This window comes from Archangium sp., from assembly GCF_036389735.1.
Taxonomy (GTDB): Bacteria; Myxococcota; Myxococcia; order Myxococcales; family Myxococcaceae; genus Archangium.
The window spans coordinates 1-18230 of record NZ_DASVWK010000605.1; the positions used below are offsets into that span (position 1 = coordinate 1).

At 69.2% G+C, this 18230-nt stretch carries 13 protein-coding genes; 10 read left to right on the forward strand and 3 right to left on the reverse strand.

The features are described 5' to 3' along the window. The 3 genes from VF794_RS21160 to VF794_RS21170 form a co-directional block, all read left to right on the forward strand. Positions 1-2632 (forward strand): HYR domain-containing protein (locus VF794_RS21160; RefSeq protein WP_331113182.1); only part of this gene is annotated, 2632 nt, incomplete at its 5' end. 9 nt (positions 2633-2641) lie between these two features. Next, positions 2642-4870 (forward strand): molybdopterin oxidoreductase family protein, encoded by a 2229-nt coding sequence (locus VF794_RS21165; RefSeq protein ID WP_331113183.1) that lies wholly within the window; start codon positions 2642-2644, stop codon positions 4868-4870. Between the two features lie 10 nt (positions 4871-4880). Next, positions 4881-5609 (forward strand): glutathione S-transferase family protein, encoded by a 729-nt coding sequence (locus VF794_RS21170; RefSeq protein ID WP_331113185.1) that lies wholly within the window; start codon positions 4881-4883, stop codon positions 5607-5609. Between the two features lie 96 nt (positions 5610-5705). Here VF794_RS21170 and VF794_RS21175 read toward each other — a convergent pair whose 3' ends face one another. After that, positions 5706-7334 carry a right-handed parallel beta-helix repeat-containing protein gene (locus tag VF794_RS21175; protein WP_331113187.1) on the reverse strand — a complete coding sequence of 543 codons (1629 nt, stop codon included), beginning with the start codon at positions 7332-7334 and terminating at the stop codon, positions 5706-5708. 136 nt (positions 7335-7470) lie between these two features. Between VF794_RS21175 and VF794_RS21180 the strand changes: the two genes are divergently transcribed. The 5 genes from VF794_RS21180 to VF794_RS21200 all read left to right on the forward strand — a co-directional run bounded on the left by VF794_RS21180 (position 7471) and on the right by VF794_RS21200 (position 14734). Next, positions 7471-9213 carry a SpoIID/LytB domain-containing protein gene (locus tag VF794_RS21180; protein ID WP_331113189.1) on the forward strand — a complete coding sequence of 581 codons (1743 nt, stop codon included), beginning with the start codon at positions 7471-7473 and terminating at the stop codon, positions 9211-9213. Between the two features lie 125 nt (positions 9214-9338). Next, positions 9339-10589: a TonB family protein gene (locus VF794_RS21185; RefSeq protein WP_414640932.1), complete on the forward strand. Its 1251-nt coding sequence runs from the start codon at positions 9339-9341 to the stop codon at positions 10587-10589. A 20-nt stretch (positions 10590-10609) separates the two neighbouring features. Further along, entirely contained in the window at positions 10610-11548 is a 939-nt protein-coding gene (locus VF794_RS21190) for a cation diffusion facilitator family transporter (RefSeq protein ID WP_331113191.1), read from the forward strand. After that, the gene (locus tag VF794_RS21195; protein WP_331113193.1) at positions 11545-11721 is read left to right on the forward strand and encodes a hypothetical protein; all 177 of its coding nucleotides are present in this window, start codon (positions 11545-11547) and stop codon (positions 11719-11721) included. The genes VF794_RS21190 and VF794_RS21195 overlap by 4 nt, the downstream gene beginning before the upstream one ends. Before the next feature lie 199 nt (positions 11722-11920). Beyond that, positions 11921-14734 carry a CHAT domain-containing tetratricopeptide repeat protein gene (locus VF794_RS21200; protein WP_331113195.1) on the forward strand — a complete coding sequence of 938 codons (2814 nt, stop codon included), beginning with the start codon at positions 11921-11923 and terminating at the stop codon, positions 14732-14734. Here VF794_RS21200 and VF794_RS21205 read toward each other — a convergent pair. Then, the gene (locus VF794_RS21205) at positions 14679-15146 is read right to left on the reverse strand and encodes a YbaY family lipoprotein (RefSeq protein WP_331113197.1); all 468 of its coding nucleotides are present in this window, start codon (positions 15144-15146) and stop codon (positions 14679-14681) included. The two genes, VF794_RS21200 and VF794_RS21205, sit on opposite strands and share 56 nt — an antisense overlap. A 161-nt stretch (positions 15147-15307) precedes the next feature. Here VF794_RS21205 and VF794_RS21210 point away from each other — a divergent pair, with 161 nt between their 5' ends. After that, the gene (locus tag VF794_RS21210; protein ID WP_331113199.1) at positions 15308-16456 is read left to right on the forward strand and encodes a trypsin-like serine protease; all 1149 of its coding nucleotides are present in this window, start codon (positions 15308-15310) and stop codon (positions 16454-16456) included. Between the two features lie 70 nt (positions 16457-16526). Here VF794_RS21210 and VF794_RS21215 read toward each other — a convergent pair whose 3' ends face one another. Further along, entirely contained in the window at positions 16527-17567 is a 1041-nt protein-coding gene (locus VF794_RS21215; protein ID WP_331113201.1) for a DUF3592 domain-containing protein, read from the reverse strand. 56 nt (positions 17568-17623) lie between these two features. Between VF794_RS21215 and VF794_RS21220 the strand changes: the two genes are divergently transcribed. Then, positions 17624-18230, forward strand: a 607-nt coding sequence (locus tag VF794_RS21220; protein WP_331113203.1) for a 3-hydroxyacyl-CoA dehydrogenase family protein, incomplete at its 3' end; no start/stop codon positions are given.

Genomic DNA, 18230 nt, shown 5'->3' on the forward strand with positions numbered 1-18230 from the left:
AGCCGAGTCCAAGCCCACCCGGGGCTCCAATCCCGGCCCCTTCACCGCCATGGGCGGCGCGCTGTACTTCACCACCTTCCCCGAGGATGAACTCCCCAGGCTCTGGCGGAGCGACGGGACGGCGTCGGGGACGCGCTCGCTCAAGGAAGTGGGCCCCAAGGGCCTGACCACCGTCGGCTCGGCGGGCTTGAGCCAGCTGACCGTCCTGAACGCTCACCTCTTCTTCGCCGTCTGGTCACCCACGGCCTCGGTCCCCGAGCTCTACAAGACGGATGGCACTTCCGGCGGAACCACCCGGGTGGGCGCGAACGTCACGCTCTCCACCCAGGCGAGCTACCCCATCGAGCTGCCCGTCCACGGCGGGTTCCTCTTCTTCGCCGGCCAGGACTCCACGAGGGGCATCGAGCTGTGGAAGACCGATGGCTCCGAGACCGTCCCGGTGAAGGACATCAACCCGGGCACCAGTTCCTCGAAGCCCTCCCAGTTCACCTCCGTGGGCGGCGACCTCTACTTCGTGATCGATGACTCCAGCATCGGCCGCGAGCTGTGGAAGACCGATGGCTCCGAGACGGGCACCGTCCGCGTGACGGACATCCGCGACATGACGGGGCGAGCCTCCGTGAAGAACATCGCCGGGGTGCTGGAGGGAACCGTCTACTTCGTGGCCGAGGACGCCACCACCGGCACCGAGCTATGGAAGGTCGACGGCACCTCGAGCGCGGGCGCCGTGCGGGTGAAGGACCTCTTCCCGGGTTCCGCTGGCTCCGGGCCCGCCACCTTCGCGGTGAGCGGCGGCTTCCTCTACTTCACCGCCGACGACGGCATTTCCGGACGCGAGCCGTGGCGCACCAACGGCACCGACACCTCCCGCGTCGCCGACATCCACCCGGGCGCGACAGGCTCCTCGCCCGCCGCCTTCGCGGTGAGCGGAACCACGCTCTACTTCACCGCCGACGACGGCATTTCCGGACGCGAGCTGTGGCGTACCCATGGCACCGACCTCGCCGAGCCGAGCACCTCCCGCGTCGCCGACCTCCGGCCGGGGCTTGAGAACGGTGTGCTCGCCGAGTCGCTCTTCGTCCTCCCCGAGGAGAAGGTGATCCTCTTCGCAGCCAATGACGGCCTGCACGGCACCGAGCTGTGGCGATCGGATGGCAGCGCCGCGGGCACCTTCGTGCTGCACGACATCGCCCCCGGGCAGCTCGGCTCGGACCCGGACTCCTTCTTCATCTTCGGGGACAGCCTCGCCTTCGGTGCCAACGACGGACGCCACGGCCGCGAGCCGTGGGTGCTGTCTCGCACGCTGCTCACCAACACCACGTCGCCCACCATCACCTGCCCGGCGAGCATGCCCTACGAGGCCCAACAGGCCCTGGGCGCGCGGGTCGACTTCCCGGAGGCCGAGGCGCTCGACGACACCTCGCTCCCGCCCGCCATCTCCTACAGCCATGAGCCGGGCGGCTTCTTCCCGTTCGGGGCGACCGTGGTGACGGCGACGGCGCGCGACTCGGCGGGCCTGGTGGACACGTGCACCTTCACCGTGACGGTGCGGGACACCACGCCGCCGGAGCCGGTGTGCCCCGGAAACGCCACGGTGGAGGCGACGAGCCTGGGCGGCGCGGTGGTCTCCTTCCCCGCCCCGCTGGCCTCCGACACGGTCACCCGCTCCCCCACCCTCTCCGTGGACCGTGCGTCCGGAGGCCTCTTCGCGCAGGGCGAGACGACGGTCACCGTGACGGCCAGGGACGAGGCGGGCAACAGCAACCAGTGCACCTTCACCGTCCACGTGCGCGACACGACGGCCTCGGTGGTGACGTGCCCGGCGAACCAGATCGTCGAGGCCGTGTCTCCCGAGGGCGCCAGCGCCTCCTGGCCCGCCGCCGAGGCCACGGACGTGGCCTCGCGTCCAACCATCACCTACGACCGCACCCCGGGGAGCTACTTCCGGCTCGGGAGCACGCCCGTCACGGCGACGGCCACGGATGGTGCCGGCAACGCCTCGCGCTGCTCCTTCCAGGTAACCGTCCGAGACACCACGGCGCCCGTCTTCCAGTGCCCGGCCTCCGTGCAGGTGGAGGCCACGGGGCCCTCGGGTGCCCCGGTGGACTTCGGTGTGACGAACGCCGATGACCTCGTCTCCCCGGTCTCCCTCCACACCAGCCGCGCCTCCGGCGACACCTTCCCGCTCGGAACGAGCTCCGTGAACGTGAGGGCCGAGGACGCCTCGGGCAACGCGTCCGAATGCGCCTTCTCCGTCACCGTGAGCGACACCCTGCCGCCGCTCCTCATGTGCCCGCAGGACGTGACCGTCATGCCCCGTGGCAAGGGGCCGGTGGCGATGGAGCTACCCCAGGCCACCGTCACGGATCGGGTGACGGGCTCGCCCACCGTGACGATGTCCCCCGAGAGTGGTAGCAGCTTCCAGCCGGGCGATACGTCCGTGGTGGTGACGGCGAAGGACGCCGCGGGCAATACGGCCCGGTGCTCGTTCAACGTCCACGTCGAGCAGCCCGCCGGGGGTTGCTCCTCCGTTCCCGGAAACGCGGGCGCGGCGGGGTGGGTGGGGCTGCTGTCGCTGCTGGCTTTCACTGTCCGTCGCAGGTCGCGGCCCTCCTTCCGTGGTCTTCTCTAGAGGCGCACGATGAGCCAGCCGTCCTCACCCACCGAGCCTCACTTCCGCACCTGCAACCTTTGTGAGGCCATGTGCGGTCTGCGGGTCGAGACCTCCGATGGCCGCGTCACCTCCATCCGGGGCGACGAGGAGGATCCGTTCAGCAAGGGCCACATCTGCCCCAAGGCGGTGGCGCTCAAGGATCTGCACGAGGACCCGGATCGGCTCCGCCAGCCGGTCCGGCGCACCGCCACCGGCTGGCAGCCCATCTCCTGGGAGGAGGCGCTGGACGAGACCACGCGGCGCCTCCACGCCCTCCAGAAGGAGCACGGCAAGGACGCGCTGGGCGTGTACGTGGGCAACCCCACCGTCCACAACCACGGCGCGATGATCTTCCTGCCGCTCCTGCTGCGGACGCTGCGCACGCGCAACAAGTTCTCGGCGACGTCGGTGGATCAGCTCCCGCACCATCTCGCCGCCTACCTGATGTTCGGGCACCAGTTCCTCATCCCCATCCCGGACATCGACCGCACGCGCTACATGCTCATCCTCGGGGCCAACCCGCTCGCCTCCAACGGCAGCCTGATGAGCGCGCCGGGCGTACGCGACCGGCTCAAGGCCATCCAGCGGCGCGGCGGCCGGGTGGTGGTGGTGGACCCGCGCAAGACGGAGACCGCCCACCTCGCGGACGAGCACCTCTTCATCCGCCCTGGCACCGACGCGCTGTGGCTGCTGGCGCTCCTGCACGTGCTGCTGGAGGAGAAGGGACCGAAGCTCGGACGGCTCGAGGAGTTCTCCGTCGGCGTGGCCACCCTCCGCGAGCTGGCGCGCGACTTCACCCCCGAGCGGGCCGCGCTCCACACCGGCGTGCCGGCGGACACCACCCGGCGGATCGCCCGGGAGCTGGCCGACTCGGAGACCGCCGTCTGCTACGGCCGCGTGGGCGTCTCCATGCACCCCTTCGGCGCGATGTGCCAGTGGCTCATCAACGTCCTCAACGTGGTGACGGGGAACCTGGACCGCGAGGGCGGTGCCCTCTTCACGCGGCCGGCCTTCGACCTGGTGGACGGACCCCGCGCGATGACCATGAGCCGAGGCAGCCACGGGCGCTGGAGGAGCCGGGTGCGCGCACTGCCCGAGTTCGGCGGCGAGCTGCCCGTGTCCACGCTCGGCGAGGAGATCCTCACCCAGGGCCCCGGGCAGATCCGCGCGATGATCACCTCCGCGGGCAACCCGGTGCTGTCCACGCCCAACGGGCGTCAGCTCGACACGGCGCTCGCGTCGCTCGACTTCATGGTGAGCATCGACCCGTACATCAACGAGACGACGCGGCACGCGCACATCATCCTCCCGCCCTGCACGAACCTGGAGCGGAGCCACTACGACCTCGCCTTCCACATGCTGGCGGTGCGCAACACGGCGAAGTACTCGCCGCCGCTCTTCCAGCCGGGCCCGGACTCGCGCCACGACTGGGAGATCCTCCTGGAGCTCAAGCACCGCCTGGAGACACTGCGCGGAGAGCCGCGCGTGAAGGGCGCGCTGACCTACCGCACGCTGAAGGCGCTCGGCCCCGACGGCCTGCTGGACCTGGGGCTGCGCGCTGGCCCGTACGGCCCGCGGCTGCTCCCGTTGCGGAAGGGGTTGAGCCTCAAGAGCCTCAAGGCCCAGCCCCACGGCGTGGACCTCGGGCCGCTGAAGCCGAGCCTTCCCAAGCGGCTGGCCACGCGTGACCGCCGCATCCACCTGGCACCGGATCCGCTGGTGGCCGACGTCCAGCGGCTGCGCGAGACCTTCCCGGCGAACGCGGGGAGCGCCGAGGACGGCTCGCTGCGGCTCATCGGCCGGCGCCACCTGCGGGACAACAACTCGTGGATGCACAACGTGCCCAAGCTCGTCAGCGGCAAGCCGCGCTGCACGCTGATGGTGCACCCCGAGGACGCCCAGCGACTGGGCCTGGGCGAGGGCGAGGAGGCGGTCATCACCTCACGCGTGGGCGAGGTCCGGGCGCCGGTGAGCGTGACGGACGAGGTGATGCCCGGGGTGGTGAGCCTGCCGCACGGCTACGGGCACGGGCGCGAGGGCGTCCAGCTCCGCGTGGCCGGCGAGCATGTAGGTGTCAGTATCAACGACCTCACGGATGACCAGGCCGTGGATACAATCAGCGGCAATGCCGCCTTCAGCGGAATCCGGGTGATCGTCCAACCCGCCCGGAGGGTCCTCCGCACGAACGAACAACTCGATCAGTCCGCAACTGGATGAGAGACCAACGATGATCACCCTCTATGTAACCCCCATGGCCTGGGGTACCCCCAACCTGAGCCCCTTCTGCTTCAAACTGGAGGCCTACTTCCGGATGGTCGGCCTGCCCTACCAGGTGAGGATGGCCGAGCTTCAGAAGGCCCCCAAGGGCAAGGTGCCCTACGTCGATCTCGACGGGCAGCTCATGGGCGACTCCCAGTTCATCATCGAGCACCTCAAGCAGAAGCACGGGGACCCCCTGGATGCGAAGCTGACCCCGGAGCAGGTGGCGATCGGCCACACCGTGCGGCGCATGCTGGAGGAGTGCACCTACTGGTACATCGTCTACATGCGCTGGGTGGATGAGGCGGGCTGGCGGGCCTACACGCCCGTCATCGAGACGATGATCCCCACGGTCACCGGTGGCCAGGTGCCCCTGGCGGCGCTGCGCCAGAAGATGCAGGGGGTCCTCCATGACCAGGGGACGGGCCGCCACAGCATGGAGGAGGTCCAGGCGCTGGCCAAGCAGGACATCTCCGCGCTGGCGACACTGCTGGGCAACAAGCCGTTCCTGCTCGGGGACGCCCCCACCTCTTTCGACGCGGTGGTCTACGCGTTCCTGGTGAGCATCATCGCCAACCCCGTGGAGACGGACTTCAAGGAGTACACGCTCTCCCAGGAGAATCTGGTCCGCTACTGCGCCCGCTTCAAATCGCGCTTCTTCTCGAACTGGAAGCCGCCCGAGTACAAGGCCGCCTGACGCCCTCCAGCGGCGTGAGCCCCAAAGGGAAAGGCCCGGCGTGGAGGCGAACTCCACACCGGGCCTTCTCTTCTTCACGGACTCAGCGAGTCGCGACTAGCAGCCGGTCTCCACCGCGCCGATGTCCGGGGCTCCGCCGCAGAACGGCAGACCCACGTCGGCGCCGCGATCCACGGCGGCCGAGGTCGGCCCGAAGGTCGGCGGAGCCGCGCCCGCGGAACCCGTGGTGGAGGTGCTGTCACCCGCCACCTGCTGGAAGCGCGCCAGATCCACCATCTGTCCACCGGCCTTGAACCGCGCCCCGGCCGGGAAGAGGTTGTTGCCCATCTTCAGGCCCGGGCGATGACCGCCGAGATCCACCGCCACCGGTGACTCGGAGACGAGGTTGTTCTCCACGCGGAGGTTGCTCGTGGGGCCGCCGGTGCCGTGACCGACGATGATCGCCGCCCCCGCCACGCGCGTCACGGTGTTGTTCACCAGCACCGCGCCCTCGGAGTTCTCGAAGCGGATGCCGGTGCCCTCACCACCGCCCGTGGTGGAGATGTCGTGGACGCGGTTGCGCCGCACCACCACGCCGCTGGGCACGGGACCGTCGTGGTTGCCGCCCACCGAGATGCCCTTGCCCGAGTCGTAGACCTCGTTGTCCTCGATGGTGATGTTGCGGGCCGAGTAGTGGACCACCACCGCGTCACCCTTGGCCGTGGAGCTCGGCTTGAAGCCGTGCATCTTGTTGTTGCGGAGGGTGACGTTGTGGCACGTCTTGATGTCCACCGCGTTCTCACGGTTGGAGTAGAAGTGGTTGTTCTCCACCAGCAGCCCATCCGCGGGCGGCAGCGAGCTGAAGCCCTCGGGCCCCAGGCACTGCACCGAGTCCCCCGAGTTGTCGTGGATGTCGTTGTTGCGCACCGTGATGTTGCGCGAGGTGGGCTGAACCACCACGCCGTGCGAGTCCTGGTTGCCCCCGCGCTTCACGAAGTCGTGGATGTGGTTGTTCTCGATGACCGCACCATTGGCGCTGTCATACGTGGTGACGGCGGCGCCGTGCGTGCCGTGGTGCAGCTCCGAGTTGGCCACCACCGAGCCCTGCACGTTGCCCTGGAAGGTCACCCCGTAGAACGACTGGCCCTGCAGGTCCACCTCGAAACCATCGATGATCCAGTGCGGCCGCCGCATCTGGATGAGCGCACCGGAGCCAGAGCCCGGGACGAGGCGCGGCTTGCCCTCACCCTGGATGGTGATGGGCGAGCCCTGCGCGCCCGCCTTGGCGTTGTCGCCAATGACGAGGCGCTCGGCGTAGGTGCCCGCGAGGACGCGGATGCCGTCGCCCGGGCCGGCCACGGAGATGGCCTTGGCGATGGAGCGGAACGGCTGGGCCGCGCTCCCGTCACCGGCATCATTGCCAGAAGTGCCCACCACCCACTCGCGCTTGAAGCGCGGCGTCTCCCCCTGGGGAGCGGACGAGCGCACCCCAGGCTGTGGAGAGGGCTGGGCGATGGGGGAGTGCCCGTCATGCGAGGGCATGTTGGCCACGGGCGTATCCGCCACGGGCTGGGCGCCGATGGGCGCGGGCTGTCCCGGGGGGGTGGTGGCCCCGGGCACGTTGATACGCGGGGCGTTGTCCGGGAAGCCCGGCTGGCCGTCATCCGTAGGGGAACCACCACCACAGGCCCACAGGCCCAGGCTCAGCGAGCAGGCGGCCAGGAGGGCCGCTGGAGTCTTCCGCATCTTGGCTCCTTGAAAAGTCATGAGCAGGTCAAACCCCTGTGACGCACCCCGGTATTCGCCACCCCCGCCGAATGGTCGCCTGCTCTCCGGCCAGGAGGTGGCGGGAGATCCCATCCACAGGTAGCGTCAGGGGGCTTTGCTCAAGGCCGTTCCCCCACTCCTCGCGTTGCTTCTCTCCACCTGTGCCGCCCCGCACCGGCCCCCGTCCGTCACGAAGACGGAGCCGCTCCGGTCCACGCGCGCTACCGCCTCGCCGCCCGTCGCGCGCCCGGCGCCCCCCAGCGGCCCCTCGCCCGAGGCGCCCGTGCTCGCCGGGGCCGAGCTGCCCGCGCCCGACAGCCTCAAGCGCCTGGACTTCCGGGGCGGGGATCCGCAGGTGCCCATCGGGCTGATGGAGGGCCGCCGCGAGGTGCGCTTCTCCCCCAAGGGGCGCATGCGGCTGCGCTTCGGTGGAGACGATGAGCGGCTGCTGGAGGCCCCCGCCAACTCGGTATGGACGGTGCGGGTGACGGACGGCACGCCCGCGGAGCTGACGGCGCGCATCCAGCTCGCGGAGCTGCCCTTCGCGGACAAGGCGGGGCTCTCGGAGGCGCAGGCCCAGTGGCAGGCGCGCGGCGTGGCGGTGCGCGCCCATGTGCTGGGGTCGCTCTACGGCATCGCCGGGAAGGTCATCGACAACCGGCGCTACCTGCTGCTGCTGGAGGAGGAGCACTCCCCGAAGGCGGCCACCGAGCGCCAGGCGGAGCTGCTGCGCCAGTTCGGCGTGCGCACCACCCTCTTCGAGGAGGTCCGCGCCCCCTCCCGCGCCATCCTCGAGGTGAAGGACGAGACGGGCAATGTGGTGGGGCTGGCGCAGGACAACGTCTACGCGGAGACGCTGGACGGGGCCGGCTTCGACGTGCGGCAGGTGGAGCACGACGTCGGCTACGACAACCACGGCTTCGAGGACCGGAGCTTCCGGGGCACGCTCCAGCTCGCGGCGGATCGTCACGGGACGCTGGCGGTGGTGAACGTGGTGAAGCTGGAGGAGCTGTTGAAGGGGCTGGTGCCCTCGGAGATCTACGCGCGGGCGCACCCGGAAGCGCTGAAGGCGCAGGCGGTGACGGCTCGCGGCGAGGTGCTCGCGAAGGTGGGCATCAAGCACCTGGCGGACCCCTACCTGCTGTGCTCCGAGCAGCACTGCGCGGTGTACCGGGGCCGCACGGGCGAGGCGGCCAGCACCACGGCGGCGGTGGAGGCCACGCGGGGCGAGGGACTCTTCTCCGCGAGTGGACGGCTGGTGGACTCGGTGTACAGCGCGATGTGCGGGGGCCACACGGAGGACAACGACGTCGTCTGGGGGGGGCCGCCCAACCCGAACCTGCGCGGCCGGCCGGACCTCCTGGACCCTCCGGAGGGACTGCCCACGCCCGGGTCTCTGGCCGACTACCTGCGCGCGGAGCTGCCCGCCGCCTGCCGCCTCTCCACCTTCGCGCGAGCGGGCAAGTACCGCTGGGAAAAACGCTTCAGCGTGGAGCAGGTGAACGGGCTTACCCCTCACCTCGGAGTGGGCCGGGTGCACGCGCTGAGCCTGGGGGAGCGGGGCGTATCCGGCCGGGCGCGCACTCTCACGGTGGCGGGCGAGAAGGGCGTCACCCAGGTACGGGGCGAGCTGAACATCCGCCGCCTCTTCGGCATGTTGAACAGCTCCATGGCCCTGGTGGAGGAGGAGCGGGATGTCGAAGGCCACCTCACCGGCTGGCGCTTCCGGGGGGGCGGCTGGGGCCACGGGGTGGGCATGTGCCAGACGGGCGCGATCGGCCGAGCGGAGGCCGGGCAGCGCTACCGGGACATCCTCCGTTTCTACTTCAACGGAGCGGAGGTCGCCCCCATCTATTGAGGAGTTCAATAACCACCCCTCTCCCCCCCGGGAGAGGGACGGGGTGCGGGTAGCCGACCCCCGGGTTGTCGCCCTGAAAACGTCTCGGGAGTACCGGGCGGGTTCAGGGGTTATCATCTTCACGCGTGTCGACGGGTCCTTCGGTTCCAGAGCAGGCAAACAGGCGCAGGCGTAGGCGAGAGCGGCCCACCCGCTACCTCGTCGCGTTCCTGCTCGCCCTGTTGGCGCAGGGGGCCATCGTTGGCTTCCTCGTGCTGCTCTCCATCATCCAGCTCAATCTGCCCCACCCTCCCCCGCCGCCCAAGCCGGCGAGTGCCGTGGCCATGCGGCCGCTGAGCGCACAGGAGTGGGCGAAGAACCGGGGAGAGGCGCCGCGCACCAACCAACCGTCGATGGCACGGCAGCCGGACAAGAAGCCGGAGGAGAAGAAGCCGGAGAAGCGGCCGGACGGGCAGGTGGTGGACGTGGCCCCGGGCAACAACCAGGAGGCCCCGGACGCGAAGTACCTCGCCGAGAACAACAACAAGGTGGAGAAGGAGACGCGCGCGCGGGAGCAGACGCCCTTCTACCGGAACGCCATGCCCAAGACGACGGCGCGCGATGCGCGTGAGGGCTCGGGGCAGAGCGAGGAGCAGGAAGGCCGGATCGCGGGCAACAACGGCCTGGGCGCGGACGAGCGGCCCCAGAGCGAGGGCGGGAAGAAGCCCGCCTTCGAGCTGCCCGACGCCAGGCGCAAGCATGAGATCGCCCTCAAGCAGGATCCCAACGCACCGGGGCCGGGCATGGAGGTGCACAACCGCAACGAGAGCGAGGCGCTCGAGGGCAATTCCAAGCGGCTGCGCATCCAGGAAGGCAACGGCGCGGACGGGGAAGAGGGCTCCGAGGGCCGCGTGGGCTCTCAGGGGCTCGCCAAGCTGATGCCCTCGCAGGCGGTGATGGATCAGATCGTCGGCGGGGCGCCCAACGACCACCTCAAGGACGCCGAGGAGGGCGAGGGCACCTACCTCAATACCCGCGAGTTCAAGTACGCGGGCTTCTTCAACCGGGTGAAACAGAGTGTGGGCACGCAGTGGAACCCGAACGCGTCGCTGATGCGGCGAGACCCCACGGGCAACATCTACTCCGGGCGAGACCGGCACACCCTGCTCAGCGTCACCCTGGATGAGCGCGGGCGGGTGGCGGACATCTCCATCGAGAAGAGCTGCGGGTTGGAGTTCCTGGACCTGGAGGCCGTCGAGTCCTTCAAGCGGGCGCAGCCCTTCCCCAACCCGCCGGCGGGCCTGCTGGAGAACGACTCCAAGGTGCGCTTCACGTTCGGATTCTTCCTGGACATGGGCGGCGGCCCGCGGATGCGCCTCTTCCGTCAGCCCAACTGAATTGCAGTAGGGTGTGGCGCGTGGACGCATCCCTCATCGAGCGCAACCGCAAGATTCGCATCGTGCTCGCCACCATCCTGGTGGCCAACTGGGCCGTGGCGCTGGCCAAGGTCGTCTTCGGGTTGACGAGCGGCTCGGCGGCGGTGACGGCGGACGGCCTGCACTCCTTCATCGACGGCGGCTCCAACGTGCTCGGGCTGGTGGCCATGTCCGTGGCCTCGCGGCCGGCGGACGAGGACCACCCCTACGGCCACGGCAAGTTCGAGGCCCTGGCCTCGCTGGGAATCGGGGCGATGATCGGCATCGCCATGCTGGAGCTGGGGCGCATGGCGCTCGACTCGCTGCTGCATGATCGCCACCCCCAGGTGACGCCCTTCATGGTGGGGGTGATGGTGGTGACGCTGGCCATCAACCTGACCGTGACGACGATCGAGCGCCGGCAGGGCGAGAAGCTCAAGAGCCCGCTGCTGCTGGCGGACGCACGGCACACGCTGTCGGACGTGGCCGTCAGCCTGGCGGTGCTGCTGTCACTCGGGCTGGTGTGGCTGGGCTACCCGAAGGCGGACGGCTTCGTCACGCTGGTGGTGATGGTGGTGGTGGCCCGGGTGGGCTGGGGCATCGTCAAGCAGGCGGTGGGCATTCTCTCGGACACGGCACGGTTGGATCCGCTGAAGGTGGAGGCGCTCATCCGCGCCGTGCCGGGCGTGCACTCGTGCCGCGACGTGCGGAGCCGGGGCATGGAGGGCACCGTGTACGTGGACCTGAAGATCGAGGTGGATCCGCAGCTCACCACCGCGCGGGCCCACGCGCTGGCGGACGAGGTGGAGCAGCGGATCCAGGCCGCGCATCCCGAGGTGGTGGATGTGGTGGTGCACGTGGAGCCCGCCTGCCCCCCTGCTTCAGCGACAGCGCCTGTCGACCGGTCACAAAGCCCGGCGCGGGACCCTGTCCAGGTATGAGCATCGAAACCGCCATCTTCGTCACGACCTTCGTCTTCATGGGTGCGCACCTGCTGCTGTCGGGCAGGAGAGGCAACCGGGTCACCGCCGAGCGCGAGCACACCGCGGAGATCCACGAGTTCGTCCGCCCCGTGCTCCTCTTCACCGTCAAGGCGCCCGTGGCGATGTGCTGAGGCTCACTCCCTGGGCGAGACGAACCGAACATCTCGCACCTGCTTGCCCGCCGGGGGACAAGACCCCGTCCGTTTGGGGTGAAGTCGCGCTGTAGTATCAATCCTGCACACGATGCAGAGAGCCCTCGCCGCGACCGTCATTATCTTCTTGAGCTGTGTTCCTTACATACAGGACCAGAAGGCGCCGGACGCACGACGGGTGGAGGCGCGGAAGGCATTTGACGAGGGGCAGCGGCTGGCGGAGGCCGTGCGATACGCCGAGGCCGTGCCCCTGATCGAGCGCGCGCTGGAGCTGAGCACGGCCAACCACGGGGAAGCACATCCGGAGGTGGCCCGTTGCCTCGACCTGCTCGGCAACACGCGTCGCCAGCAGGGAGACTTCGCGAGGGCCGAGCCGCTCCTCCAGCGCGGCCTCGCGATTCGGGAAGCGGTCTACGGCAAGCACCACCCCGACGTGGCCCGCTCGCTCCACAACCTCGCCTATCTCCACTATTTTCAAGGGCTCTACGCGCGAGCCGAGCCGCTGTATGAGCGCGCGCTCGCGATTCAGGAAGCAACCCTTGGCGCGCACCACCCCGACGTGGCCCGCTCGCTGCGCGGCCTCGCCATTCTCTACAAGGCCCGGGGCCACCATGCGCGAGCCAAGTCCTTGTATGAGCGCGCGCTCGCGACTCAGGAGGCAACCCTTGGCGCGCACCACCCGGACGTCGCCGAATTGCTCAACAGCCTCGCCCTTCTCCACGAAGAGCAGGGGGACCATGCGCGCGCCCAGGAGTTGCATGAGCGCGCGCTCGCGATTCGGAAAGCAGCTCTCGGCAAGGACCACCCCTACACCGCCGAATCGCTCGACAACGTCGCCAGCCTCTACTCCTCCCAGGGGGCCTATGCGCGCGCCGAGCCGCTCCTCCAGCACGCGCTCGCGATTCGGGAAGCAGTCTACGGCAAGCACCACCCCGACGTGGCTCGCTCGCTCCAGAGCCTCGCCAGCCTCCATTACTTCCAGGGGAACCATGCGCGAGCCGAGCCGCTGTATCAGCGCGCGCTCGAACTCCAGGAAGCGGCCCTTGGCACGCACCACCTCTACGTCGCCGAATCGCTCTATTACCTCGCCAGGCTCCGCCTCGCCCAGCAGCGCCTCGCCGAGGCCTTGCCGCTCTTCGAGCGGGCCTTCGCCATCTCGGAGGCACACCTGCGCCAGGAGGTCTTCAGCTTCTCCGAGGAGCGTACGACCAGCGTCCTGCACCTTCTGCGCGCCTACGAGGAATGCCTCTACGCGCTGGTCCGCGCGCATCCGGACGACGCCCGCGTCCGCGATCTCGTGCTCACCACCGTCCTCCTTCGCAAGAGCCGCTCCGTTGAAGAAGTCGCCGACACGTCTCGCATCATCTATCGCAGCCTGAATCAGGCCGATCGCGAGACCTTCGAGCGCCTGCGCACCTTGCGTACCCAGCTCGCCACGCTGTCGCTGGCCGGCCCCGCCTCGCTCCCTCCCGCCGACTACCGGCAGCGCCTCAAGGTGCTGGCCGACCAGGGCGATGACATCGAAGCCAACCTCGCCAGACGCTCGGCGCCGCTACGTTCCCGCTACGCGCCGCCACCACCCGAGAAACTCATCGGCCTCGTGGCCCAGTCCCTCCCCCGGAACAGCGTGCTCGTCGAATTCGTCGCCTACCGTGACAGCCCTCTCGTCCCCAGCCCTGGCACACCTCCCTCGCGGACTCCAAGCGAACCGCGCTATCTGGCCCTCCTGCTCTTCGCCGATGGCGGTACCCGCGCACTCGACCTGGGTCCGGCCGCGTCCATCGATGACGCCGCCGTGCGACTGCACGCGGCACTCGCGGACAGTACCGTCGCCTATCGCCCCGCGGCCCAGGCCCTCTACACACGAGTGTTCCGTCCACTGCTGCCATTGCTCGGCGAAGTGCGGCACCTGTTCCTCTCGCTGGACGGCCAGCTCGCGCTCGTCCCCTTCGCCGCCCTCCACGACGGCCACCACTTCCTCTTGGATGACTGGGACATCACCTACCTCACCTCGGGAAAGGCGCTGCTGCCCCGCGCGAAGGAGGCCCCTCCCGCACGCTCGGTGGTGATCCTGGCCAACCCTGAGTTCGGCTCGTCCCCCGTCGGTTCCCTCCAGGCCGCCCGGGCCACCCAAAAACCATCCGAGCGCTCGGCCTCCTTCCAGCACTTCTTCACACGGAATCTGGACCTCGCTGACCAGCCCTGGCCGCCATTGCCCGGCGCGGAAGAGGAGGCCTACGCCATCAAGCGCCTGCTGCCCCAAGCCGAGCTGCTGCTGGGCCGCGCCGCCACCAAGGACGCGCTGCTGAAGCTGGCCGCACCGGGCATCCTGCACATCGCCACCCATGGCTTCTTCCTGGGTGACGCCTCCGTTTCAGAGGACACGCGTGCGGTGGGGTACTTCGGCGCTGTCGGTGACAAAGGACCGCGGCATCTCCCCTCCCATCCGCTGCTGCGCTCGGGCCTGGTGCTCGCGAGTGCTCGAACCTCGGAGGCACGACCCGGCGCCGTCCACCGCGGGGACTTGATCGTCACCGCACTGGAGCTGGCAGGTCTGGACCTGTGGGGCACCCAGCTGGTGGTGCTGTCGGGTTGCGACACCGGACGCGGCGACGTGAAGCTGGGCCAGGGGGTCTACGGCCTGCGCCACGCTCTATTGGTCGCGGGAGCCGAGACGATGGTCACCAGCCTGTGGAAGATCAACGACGACACGACGCGCCAGCTCATGGAGAGCTACTATCACCACCTGCTAGCGGGCCAGGGCCGCAGCTCGGCGCTGCGCAGGGCGATGCGGGCACTGCGCGCTCGGCAGCCACATCCGCACTTCTGGGCGCCCTTCATCGCGATTGGCCAGGACGCGCCCCTGCGGGGTCTGGCGCCGCTCCCTACGCGTACCCCGAGACGGTGCCGAGAGCGTGGAGCGCGCACCCATCTCGCTAACCGCCGATGCGCACCCGTACCCGGACGTCCTGGCTCGGGTGGCCCTGGGTGAGGACCGGAACCGGCTCCGGCGTGGTGAAGGTCCTCCCCCCGTCCGTGATGCGCGCCCGCACGACGTAGGAGCCCTCGGGACGGATGCGCTCCGAGGGGACGCCCACCGAGAACGGGATGGGCACCTGACCCGGGCTGCTCAGTGTCCGATGCCCGATGACGGTCTCCTTCCCTCCCTCCGGCGCCACCTCCACCACCTCCACCTGGACCACGGCCTCTGGGCTGAGGGCAATGCGCTCCAGGTAGAAGACGCTCCCCGTCACCTGGGTCTCTCCGGTCTCGGGGGGGCGCACGGAGGGCGCCTCCTTCTCCACGGGAGGCGTCTTGTCCACCGGGGGCCGCGGCGTCGTGGCGCACGCGGCGAGGGTGAGTGCGGCGAAGCATCCTGCGAGCACGGTGATGCGGCGAATCATGGTGAGGTCTCCCATCCGGAAGGTGCTTGGAATCCGACGTCCGCGAGGCCCGGGCATTCATGTTCCAGTAAGTAGAGAAAAATGAGAACTCCCTGTTGACTGGGTATACGCGGTCATCCCACAGTGGAGGAGTTTCCTTTCCCCCCCTCACCGAGGTCAGCATGTTTTCAGGTTCGATCGCGCGCCGCTGGGCTATCGCCAGCACGATGTCGCTGGTGGTTGGCTGTGGTCCGGAGGCTCTCGAGGAGAAGCACGCGCAGGAGTCGGTCCAGTCCAGCGAGCAGGAAATCGTCGGCGGCACCGCCACGACGATCGCCGCCAACCCCTGGCAGGTGTCCCTGCAGGACAGCTCGGGCTTCCACTTCTGTGGCGGCTCGATCATCAACGCGAACTGGATCCTGACCGCGCAGCACTGCGTGAACAACGGCAGCGGGACCATCAGCAAGCCGGCCCGGGTCGAGGCGGGCACCACCACGATCAGCGGCTCCGGACAGGTCCGCTCGGTCGCCGAGGTCATCGTGTACCCGGGCTACGTGGATGCCAGCAAGGGCAAGGACGTGGCGCTGCTGCGCCTGTCCACGCCGCTCGACCTGAGCGGCGCGAACGCGAAGGCCATCGGCCTCGTCACGGCGGCCGACGCGACCGCGGGCGTCACCAACGAGGGCGTCGTCACGCGCGTCACCGGCTGGGGCACGCTCTCCAGCAACGGCTCGAGCCCCGACACGCTCCAGACCGTGGACGTGAACATCGTGAGCAACAGCTCGGCCCAGACGTCCTACCCGAGTGAGACCATCACCGCGGACCAGCTCGCCGCGGCCGCGCCCGGCAAGGACTCGTGCCAGGGCGACAGCGGCGGTCCCCTCACGCTGATGAAGGGCACCACGCGCGTGCTGGCGGGCGTCGTCAGCTGGGGCTACGGCTGCGCCGACTCGCGCTACCCTGGCATGTACGCGCGCGTGTCGTCCTTCGAGAGCTGGATCACCTCGAAGATCAGCGGCACCGGCGGCGGGACGACGCTGCTCTCCCAGAGCAGCCTCTCGGGCTCGACCGGCACCTGGAAGCACTTCCCCATCACCGTCCCGGCGGGCAGCACCAGCCTCACGGTGAATCAGTTCAACGGCACGGGTGATGCGGACCTCTACGTGCGCACCGGCTCTCAGCCGACGTCGACGGCGTACACCTGCCGCCCGTACAAGAGCGGCAACACCGAGACCTGCACGTTCACCAACCCGACCGCCGGGACCTGGTACGTCTCCGTGTACGCCTACTCGGCGTACTCGGGCGTGTCGCTGACCGCGACCACCCCGTAGTCACGCGTCCGTCCCTTTCACCACGGCGCCGGTCCTCGCGAGGGGGCCGGCGCCGTCGCATGTGGGACGTCTACGGTGTTCCCAGGCGTGCCTTCAGCCAGTTCACGAACTTCTCGGCCTGTTCCGGATCGCTCCAACTGGCCAGGGTCTCGGTGCAGTGCTTGCCGCTGGCGTCGGTGAAGCCGAGCGTGGGCTGGAAGGACACACTCCCCATCCGCTTTTTCCGGCCGCCCTCGAACTTCTCGTCCAGCCGCTCGCGGCTCTTGGAGATCTTCGTTTCAATGGTGAGGGACGTGACCTTGCTCCACGGCACCTTGAGCCGCACCGAGCCGCCGGGCTTCACCGGCAGCAAGAGAAACCGGGCCTGCTCGTCGAGGATCAGATCGTAGTGGCCCGCGTTCCAACGCACCCGCTGCCTCCTCCAGGCGAGCACTCCCACGACCACCGAGAGGATCCACGCCCCCACGGCCACGTGCAGCGACACATGGAGCCCCGGTATGGCGATGGCCAGGATGAGGAGGAGCAGGAAGGCGGTCATGGCCGCCCAGAGGAAGCCGGTGATGACCGGGCTGATGCCGGACAGCGTCACGTGCGTGCGACCGTTCCGCTCGAAGGAGGGCACTGGCGCGCCGGCCGTCATCCACTCGCGCGCCGCCAGGAAGATGCCTCCCCCGAGGCCGAGAGTGCAGAAGGTGCGGAACAGCAGTTCCATGAGGTCGACGCCCCGCGGGCCGGGATCCAGGAGCGCGTCCGCGGGGGCTCCGGAGCGGTAGAACACCTCGACGGTGGACCCCACGGGGAACTCCGACACCAGCGCCCCGATCTCCTCCGAGTCAGCGCTCCTCCACGGGGAATACCGGTACCGGTTCCCCTCGTACCTCCGCCCATCGACTTCGTAGGTGTACTGGACCACGAACTCGTGTTTGTTGGTTCGCGGGTCATTCCTCACCGCGCTGAGGGTGATGGTCCCCTCCACGCTGGGATAGGACATCGCGCGAAGCTGGAGCCGTGTGTCGTCCAGGAACGGTCCAGTGGAAACCACCAACGGGAGCGCACAGGGCAGCAGCAGCAGCATGAAACCGCCGAAACGCAGGAAGCGGAGGAGCCACATGGCCGCATCCTACCTTCGTGTTGCCTTTGGCCATGGAGGAGAGGATTCTCCCAGTCATGGAATCCAGGCGAATCAAGAGAATCGGCGTGGTCGGTGGCGGTGCAATGGGGTGCGGCATCGCGCTCGAGTTCGCCATCGCCGGCCGTCAGGTGACGCTCTTCAACACGCGTCCGGAGAGCAGCGTTCAGGCGCAGGCGCGCATGGAGCGCGATGCGGCGTTGCTCGTGGAGACGGGGCTCCTCTCCTCGGAGCTGGCCTCCGCCGCGCTCGGGCGCATCCGGCGCACCACCGTGCTCGCCGAGGCCGCCGCGGATCAGGACTTCGTCATCGAGTCCGTCCCCGAGGATCTCGCCCTCAAGCAGCAGGTCTTCCGCGAGCTGGACCGGCTCGCGGCACCGAGCACCCTCCTCGCCTCCAACACCACGGCCCTCAGTGTGACCGCGCTGGCCAAGGACTGCACCCACCCCGAGCGCGTCCTCTCCGCGCACTACTACCTGCCGGCGCACCTCATCCCGCTCGTGGACGTCATCCCCGGTGAGAAGACGGCCCCGGAGGCTCTGGAGGCCACGCGGCTCCTGCTCGAGGAGGTGGGCAAGGCTCCGGTGGTGTTCGCTCGGGACGTGCCGGGCTCGGTGGGTCCTCGGCTCCAGCAGGCGCTGATGG

Bases quoted from the DNA above. Each gene is read 5' to 3' on its own strand.
- VF794_RS21210 (WP_331113199.1), top strand. From the start codon at position 15,308: ATGTTTTCAGGTTCGATCGCGCGCCGCTGGGCTATCGCCAGCACGATG.
- VF794_RS21195 (WP_331113193.1), top strand. From the start codon at position 11,545: ATGAGCATCGAAACCGCCATCTTCGTCACGACCTTCGTCTTCATGGGT.
- VF794_RS21205 (WP_331113197.1), bottom strand. From the start codon at position 15,146: ATGATTCGCCGCATCACCGTGCTCGCAGGATGCTTCGCCGCACTCACC.
- VF794_RS21165 (WP_331113183.1), top strand. From the start codon at position 2,642: ATGAGCCAGCCGTCCTCACCCACCGAGCCTCACTTCCGCACCTGCAAC.
- VF794_RS21170 (WP_331113185.1), top strand. From the start codon at position 4,881: ATGATCACCCTCTATGTAACCCCCATGGCCTGGGGTACCCCCAACCTG.
- VF794_RS21175 (WP_331113187.1), bottom strand. From the start codon at position 7,334: ATGCGGAAGACTCCAGCGGCCCTCCTGGCCGCCTGCTCGCTGAGCCTG.
- VF794_RS21215 (WP_331113201.1), bottom strand. From the start codon at position 17,567: ATGTGGCTCCTCCGCTTCCTGCGTTTCGGCGGTTTCATGCTGCTGCTG.